The sequence below is a fragment of the Albimonas pacifica genome (assembly GCF_900113695.1).
Taxonomy (GTDB): domain Bacteria; phylum Pseudomonadota; class Alphaproteobacteria; order Rhodobacterales; family Rhodobacteraceae; genus Albimonas; species Albimonas pacifica.
In genome coordinates, this window is sequence record NZ_FOQH01000001.1 from 174,467 (window position 1) to 196,627 (window position 22,161).

Here is a 22,161-nt window from a genome sequence, read left to right on the forward strand (position 1 = left end):
CCCCGGGGAGGGCGCCCGGGATCACCCTGCGGCGTCGGTCTCCATCGAGGGCGCCCCGTTGGCGGCGGTCAGGAACCGCGTTTCCCACCACGAGAACAGGACGTCGCGCAGGGCCGCGCCGTCGTCGTCGCCGTAGAGCTCGCGGCGCGCCAGGCGGTCGAGCATCGCGGCCTCCTCGCCGCTCAGCGCCACCTCCAGCGTCTCCTCGCGGATCGGGGCGTTGGTGAACTCGGGCCGGTAGGCGGGGTCGCGGGTCAACTCGCGCGTGGCCTTGATCGTGGGGTTGCGGAACTGCGCCGGCGTGCGCTGGGAGGCGAGGCGGGGCAGGGCGGGGACCTGCGCCAGGTCCTCGGCCGAGGCCTGGAACACCGAGACCCGGATCGGCTTGAGCGAGAAATTCGAGGTCCGCATCACGTCCGCCCCGCAGACGTTGGGCACCGCCAGCACGTCCATCAGCGCCAGCAGCTCGACATGGTCGCCGGGCTTCGAGGACTGGCGGTCGATCTTCACCGTGCCGCCGACCTCGACCTCGGTGAACATGAAGAAGTTGAAGCTGTCGTGCACGTCGTCCGGCGTCAGCCCGTATTCGCGCTGCGCCTCGGCCTGGATGTCGTGGCAGTTGGTGTGGTCGTGGAAGCCGTAGGCGCTTTCGTAGAGAAACGCCGAGCAGCGCGGGAACAGGACGTCGTTGCGCCCCACCGTGTCGGCGAGGAAATACATCATCGCGTTCTCGCGGGGCGGCGCCGACCAGAGGAAGGTCCCGGCCGAGGGGTTGAAGCCGTGCACGGTGCGGGTGCGGCCGCAGTGCATGAACTCCTTGTAGTCGTGCAGGTTGAAGGCGTTGAAGTCGACGCACTGGCCGCCCTCGACCTGCTCGATGCGCAGGACCTGGCCCTTCAGCAGCTCGATCGCCTTGCCCGTGCCGGGGGCGATGATTTCCTCGGAGATCAGGGTTCGGGTCATCGCGCGGCCTCCTGCTCGGCGGCCTCGCGCAGGGCCAGGCGCACCAGCTCGGCGCGGTCCGTGACGCCCGCGCGGGGCAGGGTGCGGTCGAGAAGCTCCAGCTGCTGCTGGTTCAGGCGCAGCGTGACGGTGCGCGGGGCGATCTCGGGCATGGGGCGGTATCCGGTGCGGGATTCAGGTGAGATCTTGTATACGTGATTTCCATGGCTGGGAAGCAGGATCGCCGGGCGGCGCCCTGGCGAAGCGCTTTCAGCTGCGGAGAGCTGCACAAGTGCGCGCCTCTCCGTCTCCTGGTGGCGAGGGTTGCGCATAATGGGGGCGGGATGGGGAGGCGCTGCCGCATATCTGGCTCATGCCGACGGCGCCTTGGGGACGGTGATTTCCCGCTTGCGTTCCAGTGCATCGCAATCAAGTATACAAAAACAACTCCGAAACGGATTCGCCATGCCGCCCCTCGCCTCCCGCTCCGAGACCGCCTACCGCGCCCTGCGCCAGGCCATCCTGGAGCAGGAGCTCAAGCCCGGCGCGCGCCTGCCGGAGGACGAGATCGGCGCGCCCTTCGGCATCTCCCGCACCCTCGTCCGCCAGGCCCTGCAGCGCCTGCAGGCCGACGGGCTGGTGGAGCTGGGCGGCAAGCGCACCGCCGCCGTCGCCCGTCCCACCGCCGAGGAGGCGCGCGACGTGTTCCGCGTCCGCCGGGCGCTGGAGCGCGAGGCGCTGCGCATCCTCGCCGAGGACTGGCGCCCCGAGACCGGCGCCGCCCTCGAAGGCCACCTGCGCGCCGAGCGGCAGGCGTTGGAGGCCCGCGACGCGCGCGCCGGCGTCCGCCTCGCCTGGGAGTTCCACGCCCTGATCGCCGAGCTGACCGGCAACGGCCTGCTGGAGACCTGGATCAACCAGCTGGTGGTGCGCTGCTCGCTGATCCTCGCGGTCCACGGCCGGCCCCACGCCGCCGACTGCTCGGTCGCCGAGCATGGCGCGGTCCTCGACGCCCTGCGCCGGAGCGAGCCGGAGGAGGCCGCCCGCCTGATGGATCACCACCTGCACCTGGTCGAGGGCCGGGCGCTGGCGCCGGAGGCGGAAGCCGCGCCCGACCTCGGCGCGCTCCTCTCCCGCTATGCCGAGGCGCTGCCCGCGCCTCCGGCCCCGCCCTTCAGCCGCCGCTGAGCCGCACCGCGGCGTCCCCCGCCCCGGGACGCCGCCGCATCGCATGGGGCGCACGACCAGGCCGAACGGCCGTTCTCGCAGCCCTTCCCAGCAGGATCCTGACATGACCCGACCCGCCTTCTCTCCCAGCCGCCGCGCCGTCCTGGCCGGCGCCGCCTCGCTCGCCGCGCTCGCCGCAGGCGGGCGCTCGGCGAAAGCCGCCGACACCGTGGTCGGCATGATCTACGTCGGCCCGCGCGACGACTTCGGCTGGAACCAGGCCCATGCGGTCGGCGCCCAGGCGGTGCGCGAACTGCCCGGCGTGACGGTGGTCGAGGAGGAGAACGTGCCCGAGAGCGTCGCGGTCTCGAAGACCATGGGCTCGATGATCGAGCTGGACGGCGCCTCGCTGATCTTCGCCACCTCCTTCGGCTATTTCGATCCCTTCATGATCGAGATGGCGAAGAAATACCCCGAGGTGCAGTTCCGCCACCCGACCTCGCTGTGGTCGGCCGACAAGCACCCGGCGAACCTGGGCGGCTACTTCTGCTATATCGAGCAGGCGCATTACGTGAACGGGGTGGCCGCCGGCCTCTCCACCACCACCAACCGGATCGGCTTCGTCGGCGCCAAGCCGATCTCGGTGGTGCTGCGCAACATCAACGCCTTCACCATGGGCGTGCGCTCGGTGAACCCCGGGGCCCGCGTGCAGCTGATCATGACCGGCGAGTGGTCGCTGCCGGTGCGCGAGGCGGAGTCGGTGAACGCGCTGGTCGACGCCGGCTGCGACGTGATCGCCTGCCATGTGGACAGCCCCAAGGTGGTGGTCGAGACCGCCGAGGCCCGCGGCGTCAAGAGCCTGGGCCACAACGCCGACCAGTCGCCGCTGGCGCCCAGGGGCTTCATCACCGGGGCCGAGCTGAAGTGGGGCACGGTCTACCGCCAGTACGCCGAGCTGATCGCCGCCGGAGAACCGCTGCCCAACGTCAACGAGGGCGGCTTCGACAAGGACATGGTGCAGAATTCGCCCTTCGGCGCCGGCGCCTCCGAGGCCGCCCGCAAGGCCGCGATGGAGGCGCAGGAGCGGATCCGCGGCGGCGCCCCGATCTTCACCGGCCCCCTGAAGACCAACGACGGCAAGGTGGTCTCGCAGACCACGATGGAGCTCTACGATCCCAAGCTCTGGGCGATGGACTACCTCGTCGAGGGCGTGGAAGGCTCGACCATCTGAGCCGCTGTCGCGGGAGGCCCCCGGCGCCGGCCGGGGGCGGCCCGCGCGCCCCTCGCCCCACGCGCGCCTCGGGCTCGACCCGGGGCCTCCGCCGTCGCCCCTTCGCGCCCGGCCCGCCCGCCGGGCGCGTCCGTCTGCAAGGAGACCTCGCCATGCCCTCTCCCGACGCCCCCGACCTGATCGTCGAGGCCGGCCACGTCCTGCGAGGCGTCGACGCCGCGGGCGCGATGATCGTCGACGACGGCGCCGCGATCCTGATCGAGGCCGGGAAGGTCGCCGAGATCGGCCCCGTGGCCGAGATCATGGCGGGGCGCGAGGGCCTGCCCCGCCTCGGCGGCCCCGACATGGTCGCCATGCCCGGCTTCGCCAACGGCCACCACCATTTCGGCCTGACGCCGCTGATGGCCGGCGTGCCCTTCGCGCCGCTGGAGCTGTGGCTGCCCCGCTTCCGCGCCATGCGCCAGCTGCCGCTGCGGCTCGACACCCTGTTCTCGGCCATCGAGATGCTGGAGAGCGGGACCACCTGCGTCCACCACATCTTCTCCAATCTCCCCCCGGATCGCGAGGCCTGGGACGAGACCGCCGACGCCGTGCTCGACGCCTATGACGAGATCGGGATGCGGGCCGCGTTCTCCTGGATGATCCGCGACCGCAACGTGCTGGCCTACGAGCCGGACGAGGAGGTTCTGTCCCGCGCCCCCGCCGATCTCGCCGAGTGGGCGAATGCGGGGCTGGCGGCCTCCCGCGTGCCGGTGGCCGAGCAGATGGCGTTCTTCCGCCGGCTGAAGGCGCGCAGGGAGACCGCGCGGCCCGAGCATGTGCGCGCCGCCCTGGCGCCGGCCAACCTGCACTGGCTGACCGACGGGGCGCTGGAGGAGATCTTCGGGACCGCCTCGGACCTCGGCGCGCCGGTGCACATGCATCTGCTCGAGACCCGCCGCCAGCGCGACTTCGCGCGCGAGCGGCTGGGCCGCGGCGCGGTCGAGCACCTGCATGCGCTGGGCCTGCTGGGGCCGAACGTGACGCTGGGCCATGGCAACTGGATGAGCGAGGCGGAGCTGGAGATCGTGGCGGGCTGCGGCTGCACGGTCTGCCACAACGCCTCGTCGGGGCTGCGGCTGGCCTCGGGGATCGCGCCGGTGAACGCGCTCAGGGCGCGCGGCGGGCGGGTGGCGCTGGGGATCGACCAGTCGAACCTGGTGGACGACCGCGACATGACGGTGGAGATGAAGCTGGTCTGGGCGCTGCACCGCGGCACGGGGATGTTCGCGGACCGGCCGGACGCGGCGGCGGTGCTGCAGATGGCCTCCGAGCATGGGGCCGCCTCGGCGGGGTTCGGCGGGCTCGCCGGGCGGCTGGAGCCGGGCTGGGCGGCGGACGTGGTGCTGATGGACCTCGCGCGGATCGGCCGGCCGCGGATCAGCCCGCGCACGCCGATCGCCGAGGCGGTGCTGCACCGCGGCTCGCGCGCCGCGGTCGAGACGGTGCTGGTGGGCGGGCGCGCGGTGGTCGAGGGCGGGCGCGTGACCGGCATCGACCGGGACGCGGTGATGGCGGAGATCGACGAGATCCTCGCCCGCCCCGAGACCGACGCCGAGGCGCACACCTGGAAGATGGCCGAGCGCCTGGTCGCCCACCTGGAGGCCGAGCACCGCACCCGCGGCTTCGCGGACGATCCCGTGCCGTATCGGTGGAACGACCTGCCCTGAGGGTCGGGCCGGGGGCGGAAGGCCCCTGGCCGTGCTCCGGCGGAGAGCAGGAGGCCCCGGGTCGAGCCCGGGGCGCCCTTGGGGCGGAGGGTCCGGACGGCTCCGGACCGGGGGCGCGGGCGGCCTGGGGGCCGCCGGCGCCAGGGCTCAGAGCGAGTCCGCGGCGGCGTGCTCGATGGACGCCCAGGTGGCCTCTGCCTTGGCCAGGATCTCCTGCGGGGTCTCCAGGTACTTGGCAAAGATCTCGGCGTTGACGAACAGGTAGAGCTTGCCGTCCACGATGTCCGCGTAGCGCGGGTCGCCGTCGAGCTTCTTGCCCAGCGCCACCGCGAAGGCGCAGAAGCCGCCGTATTGGGGCAGGTATTTCGCCGGCGCCGCCTCGAACGCCTCGGCGGTGAGGGCGGAGGCGAAGTAGTAGGCGACGCCCTCTTGCACCACGGTGCGCACCGCGTCGCCCGGGGCGACGGCGTCGAGGGTGGCGAGCGCCACGGGGTCGACGCCCCGGATCGCCAGCGGCGCGCCGGCGAGCGTCAGGCCGGGGCCGACGTTGACCTCGTCGGCCGCCAGCACGGGGGCGGCCCAGGCGCCGGCGGCGAAGGCGACGGCGGCGAGGGCGGTGATGCGCAGGATCATGGGTTCGGTCCTTTCAGGTTTCAGGATGCGGAGCCCCGGGACGGGTCTCCGGGGTCGGGCGCCGGGTCCGGGGTCTCGGACCCGGACAGGGTCAGAGGCCGTGGGCCGCGCGGATCGCCACGGTCACGTTGGCGGTCGCGTCCACGTCGGAGGCGATCATGCGGAAGTTGGTCAGCGCGGCGGCGTAGCCGTCGTAGTGCTCGGTGATCGCGCCGGCGGTGGCGTCGGAAACGACCATCACCTCGAAGCCGGCCTCGATCAGGGCGCGCATGTGGGACTCGGTGCACAGGTTGGAGGACATGCCCCCCAGGATCACCTTCGAGATCCCCGCCTTGCGCAGCTGCAGCGCCAGGTCGTTGCTGTCGGGGCCGTAGACCTTGTGGGGGCTGGTCACCACCGTGCGGCCGTTCTCGATGAAGGGCTTGTAGCGATCGAGCCAGTCGGCGCCCGAACCCTCGAACCCCTCCATCTTCAGCGGGCCGGGGCGGTCGAACATGCCGAGCCCGTGCATCACCGTCTCGAGCGCGCCCTCGAACGTCCAACGGTGGTCGTGTGGGTAGTAGTAGTGGGGCGAGATGAAGACCGGCATGCCCGTCTCCTCGGCGGCGGCGAACAGCGCCGCGAGGTTCTCGACCGTTCCGTTCCGGGTGATCGACCGCCCGACGACGCCCCAGGCGACGCCCTGCGGCGACAGGAAGTCGTTCTGCGGGTCGGTGACCACCAGGGCGGTGGCGCCGGGCGCGATCTCGAACCCGGGGCGGGGGAGGCCGTCGTTCGCCGCCGGCGCGGTCGCGGTCACCGCGCGGGAGGGGGCGGCGGCGGCCGTCTGGGCGCAGGCGCGCTCGAGCGTCGCGAGGCCGACGGCGCTGACCAGGCCGACGCCCAGCGCGGCGGCCAGGGCGAGGCGGCTGGCCTGATCTCTCATTCTCCACATGGTCCGGGTCCTTCCTTGCGAGGGGCTGCGGCCGGGGCGGCGCAGCGGGCGGGATCGGGATAGGACGCGGGCGCGGGGCGGGTCTTGACCCTGCGTGACGAAGTCTTGACCCGGCGCGCCAGGCCGATGAACGTTGCATCCGGGGACCGTCGGCGACCGCAGGGGCGCGGCCGGGCGGTCGAGGGGATGGGGCGATGGCGGCCATTTCGGCGCTGTTCGTGCGCAAGCACATCGCGGCCGCGGAGCGGATCGCCGACAAGCGCGCCCTGTGGGTCCTGGCCGGCCTGACGCCGCAGGCCGCGGAGGACCCCGAGGCCTGGGTGGCGCCGGATGCCTATTTCGCGCTGCTCGAAGCCATCGCCGAGAGCGAGGCGCCGGACGTGCGTTTCCTGACCACGGTCTGCGCGGCCATGCGCTGCGAGGAGTTCGGAGCGATCGGGCTGGCGCTGAAGTCCGCCCCCACCCTGCGCCACGCCTTCCAGCGCCAGGCGCGCTACGCGCTTCGGTTCAACAGCGCCTCGACCTTCGCCTTCGAGGACCTGGGCGAGGTCTACGGCTTCGTCCATCGCAGCCCGCAGGCGGCGCGCCCCGGGGCGTGGCTGTCGAGCGAGGGGGCGCTGGCGACCTTCGTGACCCTGTTCCGCGAGGCGACGGGCCCCGATCTGCGCCCGGTGCGCGTGCAGTTCCGCCATCCGCCGCTCGGCACGCGGGGGGCGCTGGAGGCGCTGTTCGGGGTCGCGCCGGAGTACGGGGCGGAGGCGGACGGGATGCAGTTCTCGACCGCCCATGTCGACCGGCCCTGCGCGGTGGGGGATCTCGCGATCTGGCGCTGGATCCACGGGCAGGTCGACCGGGAGCTGGCGGCGCGCGAGGCGCGCGCCGAGGCGGAGGGGCGCGACCTGGAAGTCCGGGTGATCGAGGCGGCGGCCGCCCGGCTGAGCGACGGGGCCCCCTCGCTCGCCGAGGTGGCGGCGGGGCTGGGGATGGGGGCGCGGACCTTGCAGCGGCGGCTCTCCGAGCGGGGGCTGACCTTCCAGGCGCTGGTCGACGAGGCGCGGCGGCGGCTGGCGCAGGAACTGGTCGCGGGCTCGCGCTACTCGCTGGCCGAGATCGCCTTCCTGACCGGCTTTTCGGAGCAGAGCGCCTTCACCCGGGCCTTCAAGCGCTGGTCGGGGCGCAGTCCGCGCGCCTGGCGGGAGGGGGCGCAGGCGTCGTGAGCGGGGTCGGCGGGCGGGCGTCTCGCGGGCGCAGCCCGCGACAGAGCCGCTCCGCCGGCCCCGCCGCCGGGGCGGAGCGCCTCACAGGCCCAGATCGCTCAGCGAGGGGTGGTCGTCGGGCCGCCGTCCCAGGGGCCAGCGAAACAGGCGCTCGGCCTCGGCGATGGGCTGGTCGTTGATCGAGGCGTGGCGCTCGGCCATCAGGCCCTCGGCGTCGAAGGACCACATTTCGTTGCCGTGGGAGCGGACCCAGCGCCCCTCGGCGTCCCGCCATTCGTAGGCGAAGCGCACGGCGATGCGGGCGCCCGAGAAGGCCCAGAGCTCCTTGATCAGGCGATACTCGCGCTCGCGCCGCCACTTGTCGGCGAGGAAGGCCACGATCGCCGGGCGGCCCCGCAGGAAGGTCCCGCGGTTCCGCCAGCGGCTGTCGGGGGTGTAGGCGAGCGAGACCTTTTCCGGGTCGCGGGCGTTCCAGGCGTCCTCGGCCATCCGCGCCTTGAGGGCGGCGGAGGCGTCGTCGAACGGGGGCAGGGGCGGGCGGGGCATGGGGCGCGGCTCCTTGGAAAGCCGGCGGCGGGGGGCGCCCGCCGCCGGAGGGGCGATCAGGCGGCCTGGTCGAGGGAGACCTGCGGAAAGTCGATCTCGGTGCGGGCGAGCTCGTTGAGGTAGTTGGTCCAGGTGTTGAAGGCGACGTGCTGGACGATCTCGACGATCTGGCCGTCGTCGTAGCCCGCCGCCCGCACCTCGGCGAGCGCGGCGTCGGAGACCCGGCCCCGCGCCTCGGCCACCGCCACGGCGAAGCGCACGGCCGCGTCGGCGCGCGGGTCGGTGGACCGCCCGCGGCGGTTGGCGGCGATCTCCTCGGCGCTCAGCTTCGCCAGGTTCGCCCCCAGATAGGCATGCGCCGACAGGCAGTAGCCGCAGCCGTTGAGCTGGGCGATCGCCAGCGCGATCCGCTCGCGCGTCGCCGCCGGCAGACGGCCCTTCGACAGCGCGCCGAACATGCCGAGATGGCCCTCCAGCGCGGCGGGGCTGTGGGCGACGAGGCGGAAGAGGTTGGGCGCGGCGCCGAGCTGCGCCTCGACCTGGCGCAGGGCGGGGCGGGCCGCCTCGGGGGCGTCGTCGATCGTGGCGGGGACGGGGATGCGGGACATGGGTGCCTCCATCGGGTTGCGATGTCAGGCGAGATGGCCCCTTCCATTCCGCCGCGGCAGAGGCCAGTTTCGGGAACCTTCCTCCCGGAAACCGAGAGCATGACCGATCGATACGAGGCGATGGCGACGCTGGTCGCCTGCGTGGACGCAGGCAGCCTTTCGGCCGGGGCGCGGGCCCTGCGCCAGCCGCTCGCGACCGTTTCGCGCCGGGTGGCGGAGCTGGAAGCGCGGCTGGGCGCGCAGATCCTGCGCCGCTCCGCCCGCGGGCTGACCCTGACCGACGCGGGCGTGGACTACGTGGCGGCCTGCCGGCGCATCCTCGAGGAACTGGCGGAGGCGGAGCGCGCGGCGGCGGGCGAGTTCGCCTCGCCGCGCGGCGTCCTCTCCCTCACCGCCCCGGTGGTCTTCGGCCGCCTGCACGTGATCCCGGTGGTGACCGAGTTCCTGGCCGCCTTCCCCGAGGTCGACGTGCGCCTCGCGCTCGGCGACCGGCCGGCGAACCTGGGCGAGGAGCCGCTCGACGCCGCCATCCGCGTGGGCGAGCCGCCGCTGGGCGAGCTGCGCGCCCGCCGCCTCGGCGCCGTGAGCCGGGTGGTGGTGGCGAGCCCCGCCTACCTCGCCGCCCGCGGCCGGCCGCAGGCGCCGGAGGACCTGGCGGGCCACGACTGCATCACCTTCACCGCCCTGATGGCCCCCGACCGCTGGCGCTTCGGGCCGCAGGACCGGGGCGTCGCGATCCGCTCGCGCCTTGCGGTCAACACCGCCGAGGCGGCGCTGGACGCGGCCTGCGCCGGGGCCGGGCTGACCCGGGTCCTGTCCTACCAGGCCGCCGCGGCGCTGGCCGAGGGGCGGCTCGAGCGGGTGCTCCAGCCCCATGAGCCGACGCCCTGGCCGGTGCACATCCTCTATGCGCCGGGGCGGCGGGCGCGGAAGCTGCGCGCCTTCCTCGACTTCGCAGGCCCCCGGCTGGAGGCGCGGCTGCGCTCGGCGTGAGGGCGCCTCGCGGAGGTTTCGCTTGCGGCCCCGGCGCCGAACCGACACAGGACTGCAACATGATCGCGATACGAAGCGGGTTCCTGACGAATCCGGACATCGGAGCCTCCATGAGACGCCACCTGATCGCCGCCGCCGTCCTGGCGGCCGCCCCCCTCGCCGCGCAGGCGGAAAGCCTGGTCGTCTACACCTCGCAGCCCAACGAGGACGCGCAGGCCACGATCGACGCCTTCATGGCCGCGAACCCCGAGGTCCAGGTCGACTGGGTGCGCGACGGCACCACCAAGATCATGGCCCGCCTGCGCGCCGAGATCGAAGCCGGGAACCCCCAGCCCGACGTGCTGTTCATCGCCGACTCGGCGACCATGGAGGGGCTGAAGGCCGAGGGCCGCCTGATGCCCTACCCCGAGGCCGACGTCTCGGGCCTCGCGCGCGGGCTCTACGACGACGAGAAGACCTGGTTCTCGACCAAGCTGATCACCTCGGGGATCGTCTACAACACCCGCTCCGAGGCGAAGCCGCAGACCTGGGCGGATCTGGTCGAGGGGCCCTGCGCGGGCAAGGTGGCGATGCCCTCGCCGCTGACCTCGGGCGCGGCCACGATCCACATGGCCGCGCTGACCGCGAACCCGGAGCTGGGCTGGGACTACTACCAGAAGCTCGCCGACACCGGCGCGGTGGCGCAGGGCGGCAACGGCGGGGTGATGAAGGCGGTGGCCGGCGGCGAGAAGCTGTGCGGGATCATCGTCGACTTCCTGCCGATCCGCGAGGCGCAGAAGGGCGCGCCGGTGGCCTTCGTGTTCCCGCCGCTGGGCGTCTCGGCCGTCACCGAGCCCGCCGCGATCCTCTCGACCGCGAAGAACCCCGACGCGGCGCGCGCCTTCATCGACTTCCTGCTGTCGACGCAGGGCCAGGAGCTGGCCGCGCAGATGGGCTACCTGCCCGCCGATGCCTCCGTCCCCGCGCCCGAGGGCTTCCCCGCGCGCGACACCATCACGCTGATGGACTTCGACCCGGCGAAGGCGCTGGCCGAGGACGAGGCCAACAAGGCGAAGTTCACCGAGATCTTCGGCGGCTGATGGCGCAGGCGCGTTCCTGGGACCTGAAGGGCGGCGGCCTGGGGGCCGCCGCCCTTTCGCTGCTGGTGCTCGCCCTCGTCGGCGGCCCGTTCCTGCGGCTGATGGCGGCCGGGCTCTCGGGCGAGCAGGGCGCCTCGCTTGGCCCCCTGGCCGAGGCGCTGGGCGACGAGACCGTCCTGCGCGCCCTGCGCCGCAGCCTCGAGACCTCGCTTCTCTCCGCCGGGCTGGCGCTGGTTCTGGGCACGCTCTACGCGCTGCTGCTGGGGCTGACGAACGTGCGGTTCAAGACCGGGTTCGTGTTCCTGATCCTGGTGCCGATGATGATCCCGCCGCATGTGACGGCGATCGCCTGGATCCAGTCGCTGGGGCCGTCGAGCGTGCTGCTGCGCACGCTGGGCGTCGCGCCGCCGCTGGGCTCGACCCATCCGCTCTATTCCTCCGGCGGCATCGTGCTGCTGCTGGCGATCCAGCACGCGCCGCTGGCGATGCTGCTGGTGCGCGCGGGCCTGCGCGCCCTCCCGCGCGAGGCGCTGGAGGCCGCGCGCATCGCCGGGGCCCGGCCGGGGCGGCTGTTCCGCCGGGTGCTGGCGCCGATGCTGGCGCCGCATCTCGCCGCCGCCTTCATGCTCGCCTTCGTCTCGGGGCTGGGCAATTTCGGGATTCCCGCCCTGCTGGGCATTCCGGCGGGCTACACCACGCTGCCGGTTCTGATCTACCAGCGCCTGTCGTCCTTCGGCCCCGGCGTGCTGGGCGAGGTCGCCGTGCTCTCCTGCGTCATGGCGCTGGTGGCGCTGCTCGCGGCCCTGCTGCAACGGCGGCTGGAGGGCCGCGCGCGGGCCGAGAGCATCGGCCCCCCCTCCCGACCGCTCGCCTTCGACCTGGGCGCGGGGCGGCCCGTCGCCGAGGCCGGGCTGGCGCTGGTGGTGCTGGCGACGCTGGCGCTGCCGCTGGCCTCGCTGGTCTCGACCGCGCTGGTGGGGGCCTATGGCGTGACCCTGACGGCCGATACCGTGACGCTGGAGAACTTCGAGGAGGTGCTGTTCCGCCAGGCCGCCACCGGGCGGGCCTTCGCCAATTCCTTCCTCGCGGCGGGGGGCGCGGCGCTGGTCCTCGGCCTCTTCGCGGTGGTGTTCGGGCATGTGGCGCGGGCGCGCGGGGCGGGGCCGCTGCCGGGGCTCGCCTCGGGGATGGCGGACGTGGCCTATGCGCTGCCGGGGCTGGTGCTGTCGATCGCGCTGATCCTGGTGTTCGTGGCCCCGCTGCCGGGGCTGGGGGTCAGCCTCTACGGCACGGTCACGGTGATCTTCTTCGCCTACCTGATCCGCTTCCTGACCGTGGCGCTGAAGCCGGTGGCGGCGGCCTATGCGCAGCTCGACCCCAGCCTCGACGACGCGGCGCGGGTGGCGGGCGCCTCGCTGGGGCTGCGGCTGAGGCGGATCTTCGCGCCGGCGGTGCTGCCCTCGGCGGCCTCGGGGGCGATCCTGGTGTTCATGACCGCCTACAACGAGGTCACCGTCTCGGCCCTGCTGTGGTCGCGGGGATCGGAGACCATCGGGACCGCGATCTTCAACTACGAGGACGGGGGCTACACCTCCCTCGCCGCGGCCATGGCGACGGTGACGGTGGCGGCGACGGCGGGGCTGATGATCGCGCTGACCCGGTTGGGCCGGCGCCTGCCGGCGGGGGCGATCCCCTGGCGGGACTGAGGGGCGGACGCTTGAGGACTGCGCCCGCGGCCGGCCGCGGGAGGCCGCGGGTCGAGCCCGGGGCGCCCGCGGAGCGGGCGGGGCGCCCAGGCCGTCAGGCCTCGGCCCGCTCCCGCGCGGCGGGGGCGAGGGCGGCGAGCTCCGGCGCCGGCAGCGGCCAGCCGGAGCGGATCGAGACGCCCACGCGCTCGCCCGGCGCGACGGGACCGGTCGCGAGCGCCTCCACCTCCAGCCCCTCGTCGGTGCGCAGCGTCAGCTCCCGCACGCCGCCCCGGTAGGTGGCGCGCAGGACGCGGGCGGGGGCGCCGCCGGCGCCGAGGGCGACCTCTTCGGGGCGCACGAACAGGCCGCAGGGGCCGTCGGGGACCGGGCGGACGTCGGGCGCGCCGTCGCGCAGGGGGATCTCGGGAAACCCCTCGACGGTCGCGAGCCCGCCCCGGCGCGTCGCCGGCAGCAGGGCGCCGCGGCCGACGAAGCGGGCGACGTCGACGGAGTTCGGGCGCCAGTAGAGCTCGTCCGGCGCCGCCACCTGGGCGAAACGGCCGTCCATCATCACCGCGATCCGGTCGGCGAGGCCCATCGCCTCGCGCTGGTCGTGGGTGATGTAGAGGGTGGTGGCCCCGCCCACCCGGTGCACGCGCAGGAACTCCTCCTCCATCGCCGCGCGCAGGTGGGGATCGAGGTTGGCCAGCGGCTCGTCCATCAGCACCACCCGCGCGTCCGAGGCGAGCGCGCGCGCCAGCGCCACGCGCTGCCGCTGCCCGCCCGAGAGCTCGGCGGGGCGGCGGGCGGCATGGGGCGTCAGGCCCACGGTCTCGAGGCAGCGGGCGGCCAGCGCCTCGCGCTCCGCCCGGGGACGGCCGGCGGCCTCGGCGGGGAAGGCGACGTTCTCGGCCACCGTCATGTGGGGCCAGAGGGCGTAGGACTGGAAGACGAAGCCCACCCGGCGATCCTCGGCCCGCAGGTGCACGCCCGGTCCGGACCAGGGGGTCCCGTCGCAGGCGATGGTTCCTTCGGTCGCCGTCTCCAGCCCCGCGATCAGGCGCAAGAGCGTGGACTTTCCGCAGCCCGAGGGGCCCAGGACCACGAAGAACTCGCCGTCGCGGATGGTCGCGTCCAGCCCCGCGATCGCCCGCGAGCCGTCGTCGAACCGCTTGCCCAAGCCCGTGATCGTCAGTTCGGCCATGCCGCCTCTCCCGCAGCCTCTCCCGCAGTCGCGGGCACGCCCTAGCACAGGCGGGGCGCGCCCCGGGCGCGGGGAAAGCGCGCAGCCGCCCGCGGGGGACCATGTCGCGGATCGCGAATGCAGGAAAACCGAGTTCATAGGCGATCTACAAAAGATCGTATATTTTGTTGCGGCGCATCTGAGAGGTCCGTACCTTTCGAGTCGCCAAGACCCGACACCGATTCTCCCGACAGGACCTCCCATGAGCCACGATCTCGACCGCCAGCGGGCCCTCGCGCGGCTGCGCGCCAGCGCCATCGCCCCGCCGACCTCGCGCCGCGACTTCCTCAAGCTGTTCGGCGGGGCCATCGGCGGGCTCGCCGCCGCCACGACCCTCCCGCGCCATCTGCTGGCGCAGGCGGAGTCCGACCTGCCCCAGTTCGGCGAGATCCCGCAGGCCTGGAAGGGCTCGGGCGAGGTGGTGGTGGTGACCTGGGGCGGCATCGGGACCGAGATGCAGCGCAAGGCCTGGTTCGAGCCGTTCGAGAAGCTCTGCGGCATCAAGGTGGTCGAGGCCGTGGGGCCGGATCCCGCGAAGGTCCGCGCCATGGTCGACACCAACACCGTGCAGTGGGACGTCTGCCAGATCGGCCGCGGCACGATGCTCGAGTTCCTCAAGCAGGGCGATTACCTGGAGGAGATCGACTACTCGCTGGTCGAGGACGGGGTGACCGACAACTACCGCTCCTCCCACGGCGTCGACATCGTGCCCTTCGCGCAGATGCTGGCCTATCGCACCGACGCCTGGGCGAGCGCGCCGACCGGCTGGGCCGACATGTGGGACCTGGAGAAATTCCCCGGCGGCCGCTCGATGCCCATCGCCACCAAGGGCAACATCCCCGAGCTGGTCGGCGCCCTGATCGCCGACGGCGCGAGCGCCGAGGGGATCTACCCGCTCGACATCGACCGGGCCGTCGCCAGCCTCGAGAAGGTGAAGCCGGGCGTGGTGAAGTGGTGGGAGTCGGGCGCCCAGCCGATGCAGATGCTGCTCGACAACGAGGCCCCCTTCGTCACCGCCTGGAACGGGCGCGTGCATGCCGCGAAGATGGAGGGGCAGCCGCTGGAGATCCTGTGGGACGGCGGCTCGCTGATCTCCAACGCCTGGCTGCTGCCCAGGGGCTGCCCGAACCTGTCGAATGCGCAGAAGTTCGTGGCTTTCTCGTCCTCGGCGGTGGCGCAGGCGCGGTATTCCAAGCTGCTGCCCTACGGGTTCACCAACGTCGACTCCGCCGACCTGCTGGACGAGGCGACGCTGGCGAACCTGCCGACCGCGCCGGCCAACATGTCCCGGATGGTCCAGTACGACTTCGAGTGGTGGGCGGCCAACCGGCCGGAAGTCATCGAGAAGTTCAACGCGATGATGCTGGGCTGACCCGACCGGGAGGGCGCCGCCCGGGCGCCCGCCGAACGCCCCCGCGCGCGTCCTCCCACGGGCGCGGGGGCGTCGCGGCGTCCCTCCCGCCTCGCGCCGCCGTCCCGCCCCCCCCATCGCCCGGCCGGGTCTCCCTGCGGCCGGGCGAACGGGGCGGCGGCGCGCTCCTCTCCTGAACGGACCGATCCATGGCCCTTCCCATCGACGCGCTGGTGCTCGACGCCGACATCCGAACCTTCCGCCGGCCCGGAGAGCGGGTCGAGGCGCTGGCCCTTTCAGGCGGGCGGATCGCGGCCATGGGCGCGGCCGCCGAGATGCGCGCGCTGGCGCCGGGCGCGCCGGTGATCGAGGGGGGCGGGCGGACCGCGATCCCCGGCATCGTCGACAGCCACTGCCACGCCGACATGCAGGCGGTGCGCATGGGCCGCTGGCTGGACCTGGCCGAGGCCGCCCCCGACGGGCGCGAGGCGCTGCTGGGCCTGATCGCGACCGAGGCCGCCTCGCGCCCCCAGTCGGCGCGGATCTGCGCCTTCCGCTTCGACGACCTCGCCATGGGCGGCTGGCCGACGCGCGCGCAGCTCGACGCCGCGGTGGGCGGGCGGCCGGCGCTGATCTACCGCCGCTGCTCGCTGGTGGCGCTGGCGAGCTCCGCCGCGCTGGCCGAGATGGGCTGGACCGAGGCCGCCGAGGATCCCCCCTTCGGCCGGCTGCAGCGCGACGGCCAGGGCCGCCCCACCGGGCTGGTCGAGGGCCGGGCGGCGCGGATGCTGGTGGAGCATGCCGGCGCCGCGCAGACCGACGACGACTTCCTCGCGGGGATGGAGCGGGTGCTGGCCCGTTATGCGGCGCTGGGCGTGACCTCGATCCAGAACTCGACGACGCAGGCCGCGGGCTTCGCCGCCTACCAGCGCCTGCATGCGGCGGGCGGGCTGAAGCTGCGCGTCGGCGTCATCGCCAACGGCCATGACGAGGGCTTCTGGCGCGGGCTGCTGGGGGCGCGGATGCGCTCGGGCCTCGGCGACGAGCGGCTGCGGCTGACGGGGGTCGAGTGGGTGGCCGACGGCGCCACCTCGGCCCGCACCGCCGCCTGGCATGCGCCCTACCAGGGCGAGCCCGGGAACCGCGGCCGCATCCTGATGGACCGCGACGACCTGGTGGAGAAGGTCGAGACCGCGCATCGCGCCGGCCTCCAGGTCTGCGTCGACGCCATGGGCGACCGCGGCGTCGATTTCGTGATCGAGGCCTTCGAGGCGGCGCTGGAGCGCTTCCCCGTGGCCGACCACCGCGCCCGGATCGAGCATTGCTGCGCCGTCACGCCCGAGGCCGTCGGCCGGCTGAAGCGCGCGGGCATCGTCGCCTCGACCGCCGCGGGTTTCGCCCATGACCTCGGCGCCGCCCATCTCGCCGCCCGCGGGCCGGCGGAGATGGCGCGGCTCTGGCCGATGCGCGCGCTTATCGACGCGGGCGTGCCGGCGCCGATCCACTCCGACGCGCCGGTCTGCGACGAGAACCCGTTCCTCGGCCTGTGGTCGCTGGTCAACCGCCGCGCGGCGGGGGGCGAGGACCTGGACGCCTCCCAGGCCTGCACGGTCGAGGAGGGGCTCGTCGCCTGCACCCGTCTCGGCGCCTGGGCGGGGCGGGAGGAGCATCTGAAGGGCCATCTGGCCCCGGGGATGCTCGCCGACCTGATCTTCCTTGACCGCGACCCGCTCGCGATCCCGCCCGAGACGCTGCGCGACACGCGCTGCGAGATGACCGTGATCGGCGGGGAGATCGTCCATGACCTCCGCTGACCCGACCGGAGAGAGCCCCATGACCGACCCCAGCCGCCTCGGCGCCCCCGTCCGTTTCGAGGGGGTCGGCAAGCGCTACGGCCGCTCCTGGGCGGTGCGCGGCTTCGACCTGGAAATCGCGGCGGGGGAGTTCGTCTCCCTGCTCGGCGCCTCGGGCTCGGGCAAGACCACCTCGCTGATGATGCTGGCGGGGTTCGAGACCCCGACCGAGGGCCGCATCGCCGTCGGCGGCCGGACCGTCGACGCCATGCCGCCGGCGAAGCGCGACATCGGCATGGTGTTCCAGAGCTACGCGCTGTTCCCCCACATGACCGCGGCCGAGAACGTCGACTTTCCGCTGCGGATGCGCGGCCGCCCGAAGGCGGAGCGCGAGGCGGCGGTGGCGAAGATGCTCGACATCGTGGGGCTGGCGCATCTCGCCGACCGCCTGCCGAGCCAGCTTTCCGGCGGCCAGCAGCAGCGCGTGGCGCTGGCCCGCGCCATCGTGTTCGAGCCGCCGGTGCTGCTGATGGACGAGCCGCTGGGCGCGCTCGACAAGCACCTGCGCGCCACGCTGCAGGCGGAGATCAAGCGCATCCAGGCGCGGCTGGGCCTGACGGTCCTGTTCGTGACCCACGACCAGGAGGAGGCGCTGACCATGTCCGACCGCATCTGCGTGATGCGCGACGGCGCGATCCTGCAGGTGGACGCGCCCGAGACCATCTACGACCGCCCCGCCGACACCTATGTCGCCGCCTTCTTCGGCGAGTCGAACGCCCTGACCGCCGTGCCCGAGGGCCCGGGCGCCGTGCGCCTCGGTCCCGTCGTCGCCCCCTGGCCGGGCGCGGGCCCCGCCGCCGGCGCGCTGGAGATCGCGATCCGCCCCGAGCGGATCGCCATCGCCGACGAGGACGCCCCCGTCCCCCCCGCCCATGTCGCCGTCTTCGCCACGGTGCGCGAGACGACCTTCGTGGGCGACCGCCGCGTCTACCTCGCCGCGCTCGACACCGGCGAGGCGGTGCAGGTGAACCAGCCGCTCGCCGACCTCTCGGGCGGCCACCGGCCGGGGGAGCGGGTGCGCCTGCACTGGGCGACCACGGCCATGCGCGGCTTCGTCGACGGGCGCGCGGCATGAGCCTCGCCGAGCCCCTCGCCCCCGCCCGCCTCGGCGCGCTGCGCGCGCGGGCCGCCACGCCCGCCTGGCTGGCGCTGCCGCTGATCGCGTTCCTCGGCGTCTTCTACCTCGCGCCCGTGGCGATGATGCTGGCCCGCGCGGCGGGGGAGGGGGACTGGGCGCCCCTCTTCGCGGCGATCGAGAACCAGGTGGCGCAGCGGGTGTTCCTCGGCACGCTCGAGATCGCCTTCGTCTGCACGCTGGCCACCCTGGTCATCGGCTATCCGCTGGCGCTCTTCGCGGCCCTCGCCCCGCCCTGGCTCGCGCGCCTCGCCATCGCGGCGGTGCTGGCGCCGTTCTGGAGCTCGATCCTGATCCGCTCCTACGCCTGGATGGTGCTGCTGGGGCGCGAGGGGCTGGTGAACGGGGCGCTGGGCGGCCTCGGCCTGATCGAGGCGCCGATCCGCATGCTCAACACCACCTTCGCGGTCTACGTGGGCATGATCCACATCATGCTGCCTTTCATGATCCTGCCGATCTACGCGGCGCTGAAGGGCATCGACGGGCGGCTGGTGCAGGCGGCCGAGAACCTGGGCGCCTCGACCGCCTCGGTCCTGCGCCACGTGATCCTGCCGCTGTCGCTGCCGGGGGTCGCCGCGGGGGCGCTGGTGGTCTTCGTGCTGTCGATCGGCTTCTACGTGACGCCGGCGCTGCTGGGCGGGCCGCGGGACATGATGGTCTCGATGCTGATCGCGCAGGAGGTGGACCTCTACAACTGGGACCTCGCCTCGGCCTACGCGGGCGGGCTGCTGGTTCTGACGCTCCTGATCGTCGCCGTCGCCTCGCGCTTCGTGGACCTCGGCAAAGCCATGGGGGGCCGCAAATGAGCGCCCGCGCCCTGCGTCTCTCCGCCGGCCTGCCGGCCCGCGTCGCCCTCGGCGCCGTCGCCCTGCTGGTGGCGCTGTTCCTGGTGTTCCCGGTGGTGATCGTGATCCCGCTGAGCTTCTCGGGCTCCGAGTTCCTGAGCTTCCCGCCCGAGAGCTGGTCGCTGCGCTGGTACGCCGACTTCTTCACCACCGCCCGCTGGCTGGAATCCGCGTGGCTGTCGATCTGGATCGCGGTGGTCGCCGCGATCCTGGCGACCGTGCTGGGGACCGCCGCCGCCCTCGGCCTCGCCCGCGCGAAATTCCCCGGCCGGGCGGTGGTCACGGCCTTCCTGCTGTCGCCGCTGGTGGTGCCGGCGATCATCGTCTCGATCGGGGTCTATTTCTTCTATGCGCCGCTGGGGCTGGTGGGCTCGCCCATCGGGATCGCCATCGCGCATGCGACGCTCGCCTCGCCCTTCGTGCTGGTGAACGTCACCGCGGCGCTGGCGGGGTTCGATCCGCGGCTGGAGCAGGCGGCGAAGAACCTCGGCGCCTCGGGCTGGTCGACCTTCCGGCTGGTGACCTTCCCGATCATCAAGCCCGGCGTGATGGCCGGCGCCGTCTTCGCCTTCATCGCCAGCTTCGACGAGATGATCGTGGCCCTGTTCATCACCTCGCCCGGCAACGTCACCCTGCCGATCCGGATGTGGGAGAGCATGCGCAACGAGATCTCGCCCGCCATCGCCGCCGTCTCGACGCTGGTGATCCTGCTGTCGGTGTCCCTGTTCTTCGTGGCGGCGCGCATCCAGGCGCGCGCCGTCGCCCGCTCCGGAGGCGACCGATGAGCCGCACGATCCTCGCCGCCGACCAGGTCATCGCCTTCCAGCACGGCGAGCATCGCCACCTGCGCGACGGGCTCGTGGTCGTCGAGGGCGCCCGCGTGACCCATGTCGGCCCGCGCGGGAGCCTGCCCGACGCCGCGCCGGAGGAGATCACCGAGCTGGGCGACGCATTGCTCGCCCCCGGCTTCATCGACGCCCATGCGCATCTGACCTCCGCCCCCCTCGACCGCACCGTGGTCGAGGACGTGGGCGAGCCGCAGTTCCAGTTCACCGCGCTGGCCGAGATCCTGCCCGCCATGGCGCTCGCCATGGACCGGGAGGCGGAGCGGGCGATGGCCGCCCTCTCGATCCTCGACCTGCTGCGCTCCGGAACCACCACGGTGATGGAGATCGGCTGGGGGGCGGGGGCGGAGGTCGCCGACCTCGCCGAGCAGGCCGGGATCAGGGCCTGGATCGCCAACGGCTACGGCTCGGCCCGCTGGGGCTCGAAGGACGGCAAGCGCGTCTCGATCGACTGGCGCGAGGACGAGGGGTTGCCGGCGTTCCGCGCCGCCTGCGGGTTCGTGGAGGACATCCGGGGCCGCGCCGACGGCCGCCTGAACGGCTACCTCTCGCCGCTGCAGGTCGCCATGGCGACGCCCCGCCTGCTGGAGGAGACGCGCGCGGCGGCCGAGCGGCTCGACTGCCCCGTGGCGCTGCATGTCTCCGAGGCGATCTTCGAGTGGCGCGAGATGGTGGCGCGCGAGGGCATGACGCCGCTGGAGTGGCTGGAGCGTCTCGGCTTCCTCTCCGAGCGCTGCATGCTGGGCCACGTGATCTTCACCGCCGGCCACTCGGCCCTGCTGCACCCGGGGCGGGACCTGGAGATCCTCGCGGCCTCGGGCGCCTCTGTCGCCCATTGCCCCTGGGTGTTCGGGCGGCGGGGCTACGCGATGGAGAGCTTCGCGCGATACCGCGACGCGGGCGTCACGATGTGCCTCGGCTCCGACACCGCGCCGCAGTCGATCCTGAGCCAGATGCGCCTCGGCGCCGCCTTCGCGCGCCTGCACGAGCGCTCGCCCCGCCGCGTCACCTCGCGCGAGATGTTCGAGGCAGCCACCCTCGCCCCGGCCCGCGTGCTGGGGCGCGACGACCTCGGGCGCATCGCGCCGGGGGCGAAGGCCGACCTCTGCGTCTGGCGGCTCGACGGGCTGACCACGGCGCCTTGCCGCGATCCGGTGCGCATGCTGGTGTGGTCGGCGGAGCCGGAGGACCTGTCCCATGTGATGATCGACGGCCGCTGGGTCGTGCGCGACCGCGCCGTGCTGGGCCTCGACCGGGCCCGGATCGTCGCCGAGGCGCGTGCGGCCGCGGCCCGCGTGTGGGACCGCGTCGGACCGGGAGACTGGGCGGGACGGCGGCTCGATACGCTCTCCCCCCCGAGCCTGGAGGCGTGGAGATGAGCGAGACCCCCTCGGAGCTGGACCCTTCGGAGCTGGACGCCGGCCCCGCCGAGGCCCCCGGCCCCCGCAAGCCCGCCGCCCCTCGCCCCCAGGACGCCGACGAAAGCCTCGCCGACCGCGCCTACCGCGCCATCGAGGACCTGATCGTGACCATGGAGCTGGAACCGGGCGCCCGCGTCTCGGAGCCCGCGCTGGTCCAGCGCCTGGGCATCGGCCGCACGCCGGTGCGCGAGGCGTTGCAGCGGCTCGCCTCGGACAAGATCCTGGTGAACCGCCCCCGCCGCGGCATGGTGGTCTGCGAGATCGACGTGCACACCCAGCTGCGCGCGCTGGAGGCGCGGCGGGCGCTCGAAGTCGCCATGGTCCGCGCCGCCGCGCGCCGCCGCACGCCCGAGCAGGCCGAGCGCCTGACGGCCATGGCCGCCGAGTTCCGCCGCATGCGCGGCCAGGCCGACCACGTGCCGGTGCTGCGCCACGACCGGGCCTTCATCGATCTGCTGCTGGAGAGCGCGGCGAACCCGTTCCTCGCGCCCATCGTGCCGCTTTACGCGATCTCGCGGAGGTTCTGGCTGGCCAACTACCAGCGCACCGACCGTTTCGACCCGACCGAGATCACCACCTTCCACATCCGCATCGGCGAGGCGGTGGCCGCGGGCGACGAACCCGCCGCCGGCCGCTTCGCCGAGGCCTTCCACGACCATATCGAGGCCTTCGCCCGCTACGTCGGCCTCGAGCTTTCCTGACGCCAAGACCCCAGACCGGA

General features: G+C 73.6%; 21 protein-coding genes. 14 read left to right on the top strand and 7 right to left on the bottom strand.

The window, feature by feature from the left end; all coding sequences use genetic code 11:
• Positions 1 to 21: 21 nt before the first annotated feature.
• Together BM064_RS00665 and BM064_RS26710 are read right to left on the bottom strand one after the other, a co-directional pair.
• Positions 22 to 963, bottom strand: coding sequence for a DUF1989 domain-containing protein (locus tag BM064_RS00665; protein ID WP_092856792.1), 942 nt, complete (start codon positions 961 to 963; stop codon positions 22 to 24).
• Positions 960 to 1,115 carry a ribbon-helix-helix protein, CopG family gene (locus BM064_RS26710; RefSeq protein WP_143103229.1) on the bottom strand — a complete coding sequence of 52 codons (156 nt, stop codon included), beginning with the start codon at positions 1,113 to 1,115 and terminating at the stop codon, positions 960 to 962. Before BM064_RS26710 ends, BM064_RS00665 begins: the two co-directional genes overlap by 4 nt.
• A 292-nt stretch (positions 1,116 to 1,407) precedes the next feature.
• Here BM064_RS26710 and BM064_RS00670 point away from each other — a divergent pair, with 292 nt between their 5' ends.
• From BM064_RS00670 to BM064_RS00680, 3 genes are all read left to right on the top strand, one after another.
• Positions 1,408 to 2,130, top strand: a complete 723-nt coding sequence (locus BM064_RS00670) for a GntR family transcriptional regulator (protein ID WP_092856795.1) — start codon at positions 1,408 to 1,410, stop codon at positions 2,128 to 2,130.
• Positions 2,131 to 2,233: 103 nt separating this feature from the next.
• The gene (locus BM064_RS00675; protein WP_092856798.1) at positions 2,234 to 3,340 is read left to right on the top strand and encodes a BMP family ABC transporter substrate-binding protein; all 1,107 of its coding nucleotides are present in this window, start codon (positions 2,234 to 2,236) and stop codon (positions 3,338 to 3,340) included.
• Between the two features lie 152 nt (positions 3,341 to 3,492).
• Positions 3,493 to 5,049 (top strand): amidohydrolase family protein, encoded by a 1,557-nt coding sequence (locus BM064_RS00680; protein WP_092856801.1) that lies wholly within the window; start codon positions 3,493 to 3,495, stop codon positions 5,047 to 5,049.
• A gap of 147 nt (positions 5,050 to 5,196) precedes the next feature.
• Here BM064_RS00680 and BM064_RS00685 read toward each other — a convergent pair whose 3' ends face one another.
• Positions 5,197 to 5,682: a YHS domain-containing (seleno)protein gene (locus tag BM064_RS00685; protein ID WP_177236099.1), complete on the bottom strand. Its 486-nt coding sequence runs from the start codon at positions 5,680 to 5,682 to the stop codon at positions 5,197 to 5,199.
• A gap of 91 nt (positions 5,683 to 5,773) precedes the next feature.
• Positions 5,774 to 6,616 carry an isochorismatase family protein gene (locus BM064_RS00690; protein WP_245779011.1) on the bottom strand — a complete coding sequence of 281 codons (843 nt, stop codon included), beginning with the start codon at positions 6,614 to 6,616 and terminating at the stop codon, positions 5,774 to 5,776.
• Between the two features lie 194 nt (positions 6,617 to 6,810).
• Between BM064_RS00690 and BM064_RS00695 the strand changes: the two genes are divergently transcribed.
• Positions 6,811 to 7,833, top strand: coding sequence for an AraC family transcriptional regulator (locus tag BM064_RS00695; protein WP_092856807.1), 1,023 nt, complete (start codon positions 6,811 to 6,813; stop codon positions 7,831 to 7,833).
• A gap of 81 nt (positions 7,834 to 7,914) precedes the next feature.
• Here the strand turns inward: BM064_RS00695 and BM064_RS00700 are convergent, their stop codons facing one another.
• Both BM064_RS00700 and BM064_RS00705 read right to left on the bottom strand, forming a co-directional pair.
• Complete coding sequence (locus tag BM064_RS00700) at positions 7,915 to 8,379, bottom strand: nuclear transport factor 2 family protein (RefSeq protein WP_092856809.1); 465 nt, start codon at positions 8,377 to 8,379, stop codon at positions 7,915 to 7,917.
• A 56-nt stretch (positions 8,380 to 8,435) separates the two neighbouring features.
• A complete protein-coding gene (locus BM064_RS00705) occupies positions 8,436 to 8,987 on the bottom strand; it encodes a carboxymuconolactone decarboxylase family protein (protein ID WP_092856812.1) in 552 nt (183 codons plus the stop codon).
• 99 nt (positions 8,988 to 9,086) lie between these two features.
• On the opposite strand from BM064_RS00705, the gene BM064_RS00710 reads away from it, so the two are divergent.
• The 3 genes from BM064_RS00710 to BM064_RS00720 all read left to right on the top strand — a co-directional run bounded on the left by BM064_RS00710 (position 9,087) and on the right by BM064_RS00720 (position 12,765).
• Positions 9,087 to 9,980: a LysR family transcriptional regulator gene (locus tag BM064_RS00710; RefSeq protein ID WP_092856815.1), complete on the top strand. Its 894-nt coding sequence runs from the start codon at positions 9,087 to 9,089 to the stop codon at positions 9,978 to 9,980.
• A gap of 110 nt (positions 9,981 to 10,090) precedes the next feature.
• Positions 10,091 to 11,059 carry an ABC transporter substrate-binding protein gene (locus BM064_RS00715; RefSeq protein WP_092856818.1) on the top strand — a complete coding sequence of 323 codons (969 nt, stop codon included), beginning with the start codon at positions 10,091 to 10,093 and terminating at the stop codon, positions 11,057 to 11,059.
• Entirely contained in the window at positions 11,059 to 12,765 is a 1,707-nt protein-coding gene (locus BM064_RS00720) for an ABC transporter permease (RefSeq protein ID WP_092856821.1), read from the top strand. Before BM064_RS00715 ends, BM064_RS00720 begins: the two co-directional genes overlap by 1 nt.
• Positions 12,766 to 12,859: 94 nt before the next feature.
• Here BM064_RS00720 and BM064_RS00725 read toward each other — a convergent pair whose 3' ends face one another.
• On the bottom strand, positions 12,860 to 13,951 hold the full coding sequence (locus BM064_RS00725) for an ABC transporter ATP-binding protein (RefSeq protein ID WP_092856824.1): 1,092 nt from the start codon (positions 13,949 to 13,951) through the stop codon (positions 12,860 to 12,862).
• Positions 13,952 to 14,192: 241 nt separating this feature from the next.
• Between BM064_RS00725 and BM064_RS00730 the strand changes: the two genes are divergently transcribed.
• From BM064_RS00730 to BM064_RS00760, 7 genes are all read left to right on the top strand, one after another.
• Positions 14,193 to 15,362 (top strand): ABC transporter substrate-binding protein, encoded by a 1,170-nt coding sequence (locus BM064_RS00730; RefSeq protein WP_177236100.1) that lies wholly within the window; start codon positions 14,193 to 14,195, stop codon positions 15,360 to 15,362.
• A gap of 188 nt (positions 15,363 to 15,550) precedes the next feature.
• A complete protein-coding gene (locus tag BM064_RS00735) occupies positions 15,551 to 17,155 on the top strand; it encodes an amidohydrolase (RefSeq protein WP_092856830.1) in 1,605 nt (534 codons plus the stop codon).
• A gap of 19 nt (positions 17,156 to 17,174) precedes the next feature.
• The gene (locus BM064_RS00740; protein ID WP_092856833.1) at positions 17,175 to 18,269 is read left to right on the top strand and encodes an ABC transporter ATP-binding protein; all 1,095 of its coding nucleotides are present in this window, start codon (positions 17,175 to 17,177) and stop codon (positions 18,267 to 18,269) included.
• Positions 18,266 to 19,135: an ABC transporter permease gene (locus tag BM064_RS00745; RefSeq protein WP_092856836.1), complete on the top strand. Its 870-nt coding sequence runs from the start codon at positions 18,266 to 18,268 to the stop codon at positions 19,133 to 19,135. Before BM064_RS00740 ends, BM064_RS00745 begins: the two co-directional genes overlap by 4 nt.
• Positions 19,132 to 19,959: an ABC transporter permease gene (locus BM064_RS00750; RefSeq protein ID WP_092856839.1), complete on the top strand. Its 828-nt coding sequence runs from the start codon at positions 19,132 to 19,134 to the stop codon at positions 19,957 to 19,959. Before BM064_RS00745 ends, BM064_RS00750 begins: the two co-directional genes overlap by 4 nt.
• A complete protein-coding gene (locus BM064_RS00755; protein WP_092856843.1) occupies positions 19,956 to 21,398 on the top strand; it encodes an amidohydrolase family protein in 1,443 nt (480 codons plus the stop codon). The genes BM064_RS00750 and BM064_RS00755 overlap by 4 nt, the downstream gene beginning before the upstream one ends.
• Positions 21,395 to 22,141, top strand: a complete 747-nt coding sequence (locus BM064_RS00760) for a GntR family transcriptional regulator (RefSeq protein ID WP_092856846.1) — start codon at positions 21,395 to 21,397, stop codon at positions 22,139 to 22,141. The genes BM064_RS00755 and BM064_RS00760 overlap by 4 nt, the downstream gene beginning before the upstream one ends.
• The last annotated feature ends 20 nt before the right edge of the window (positions 22,142 to 22,161 follow it).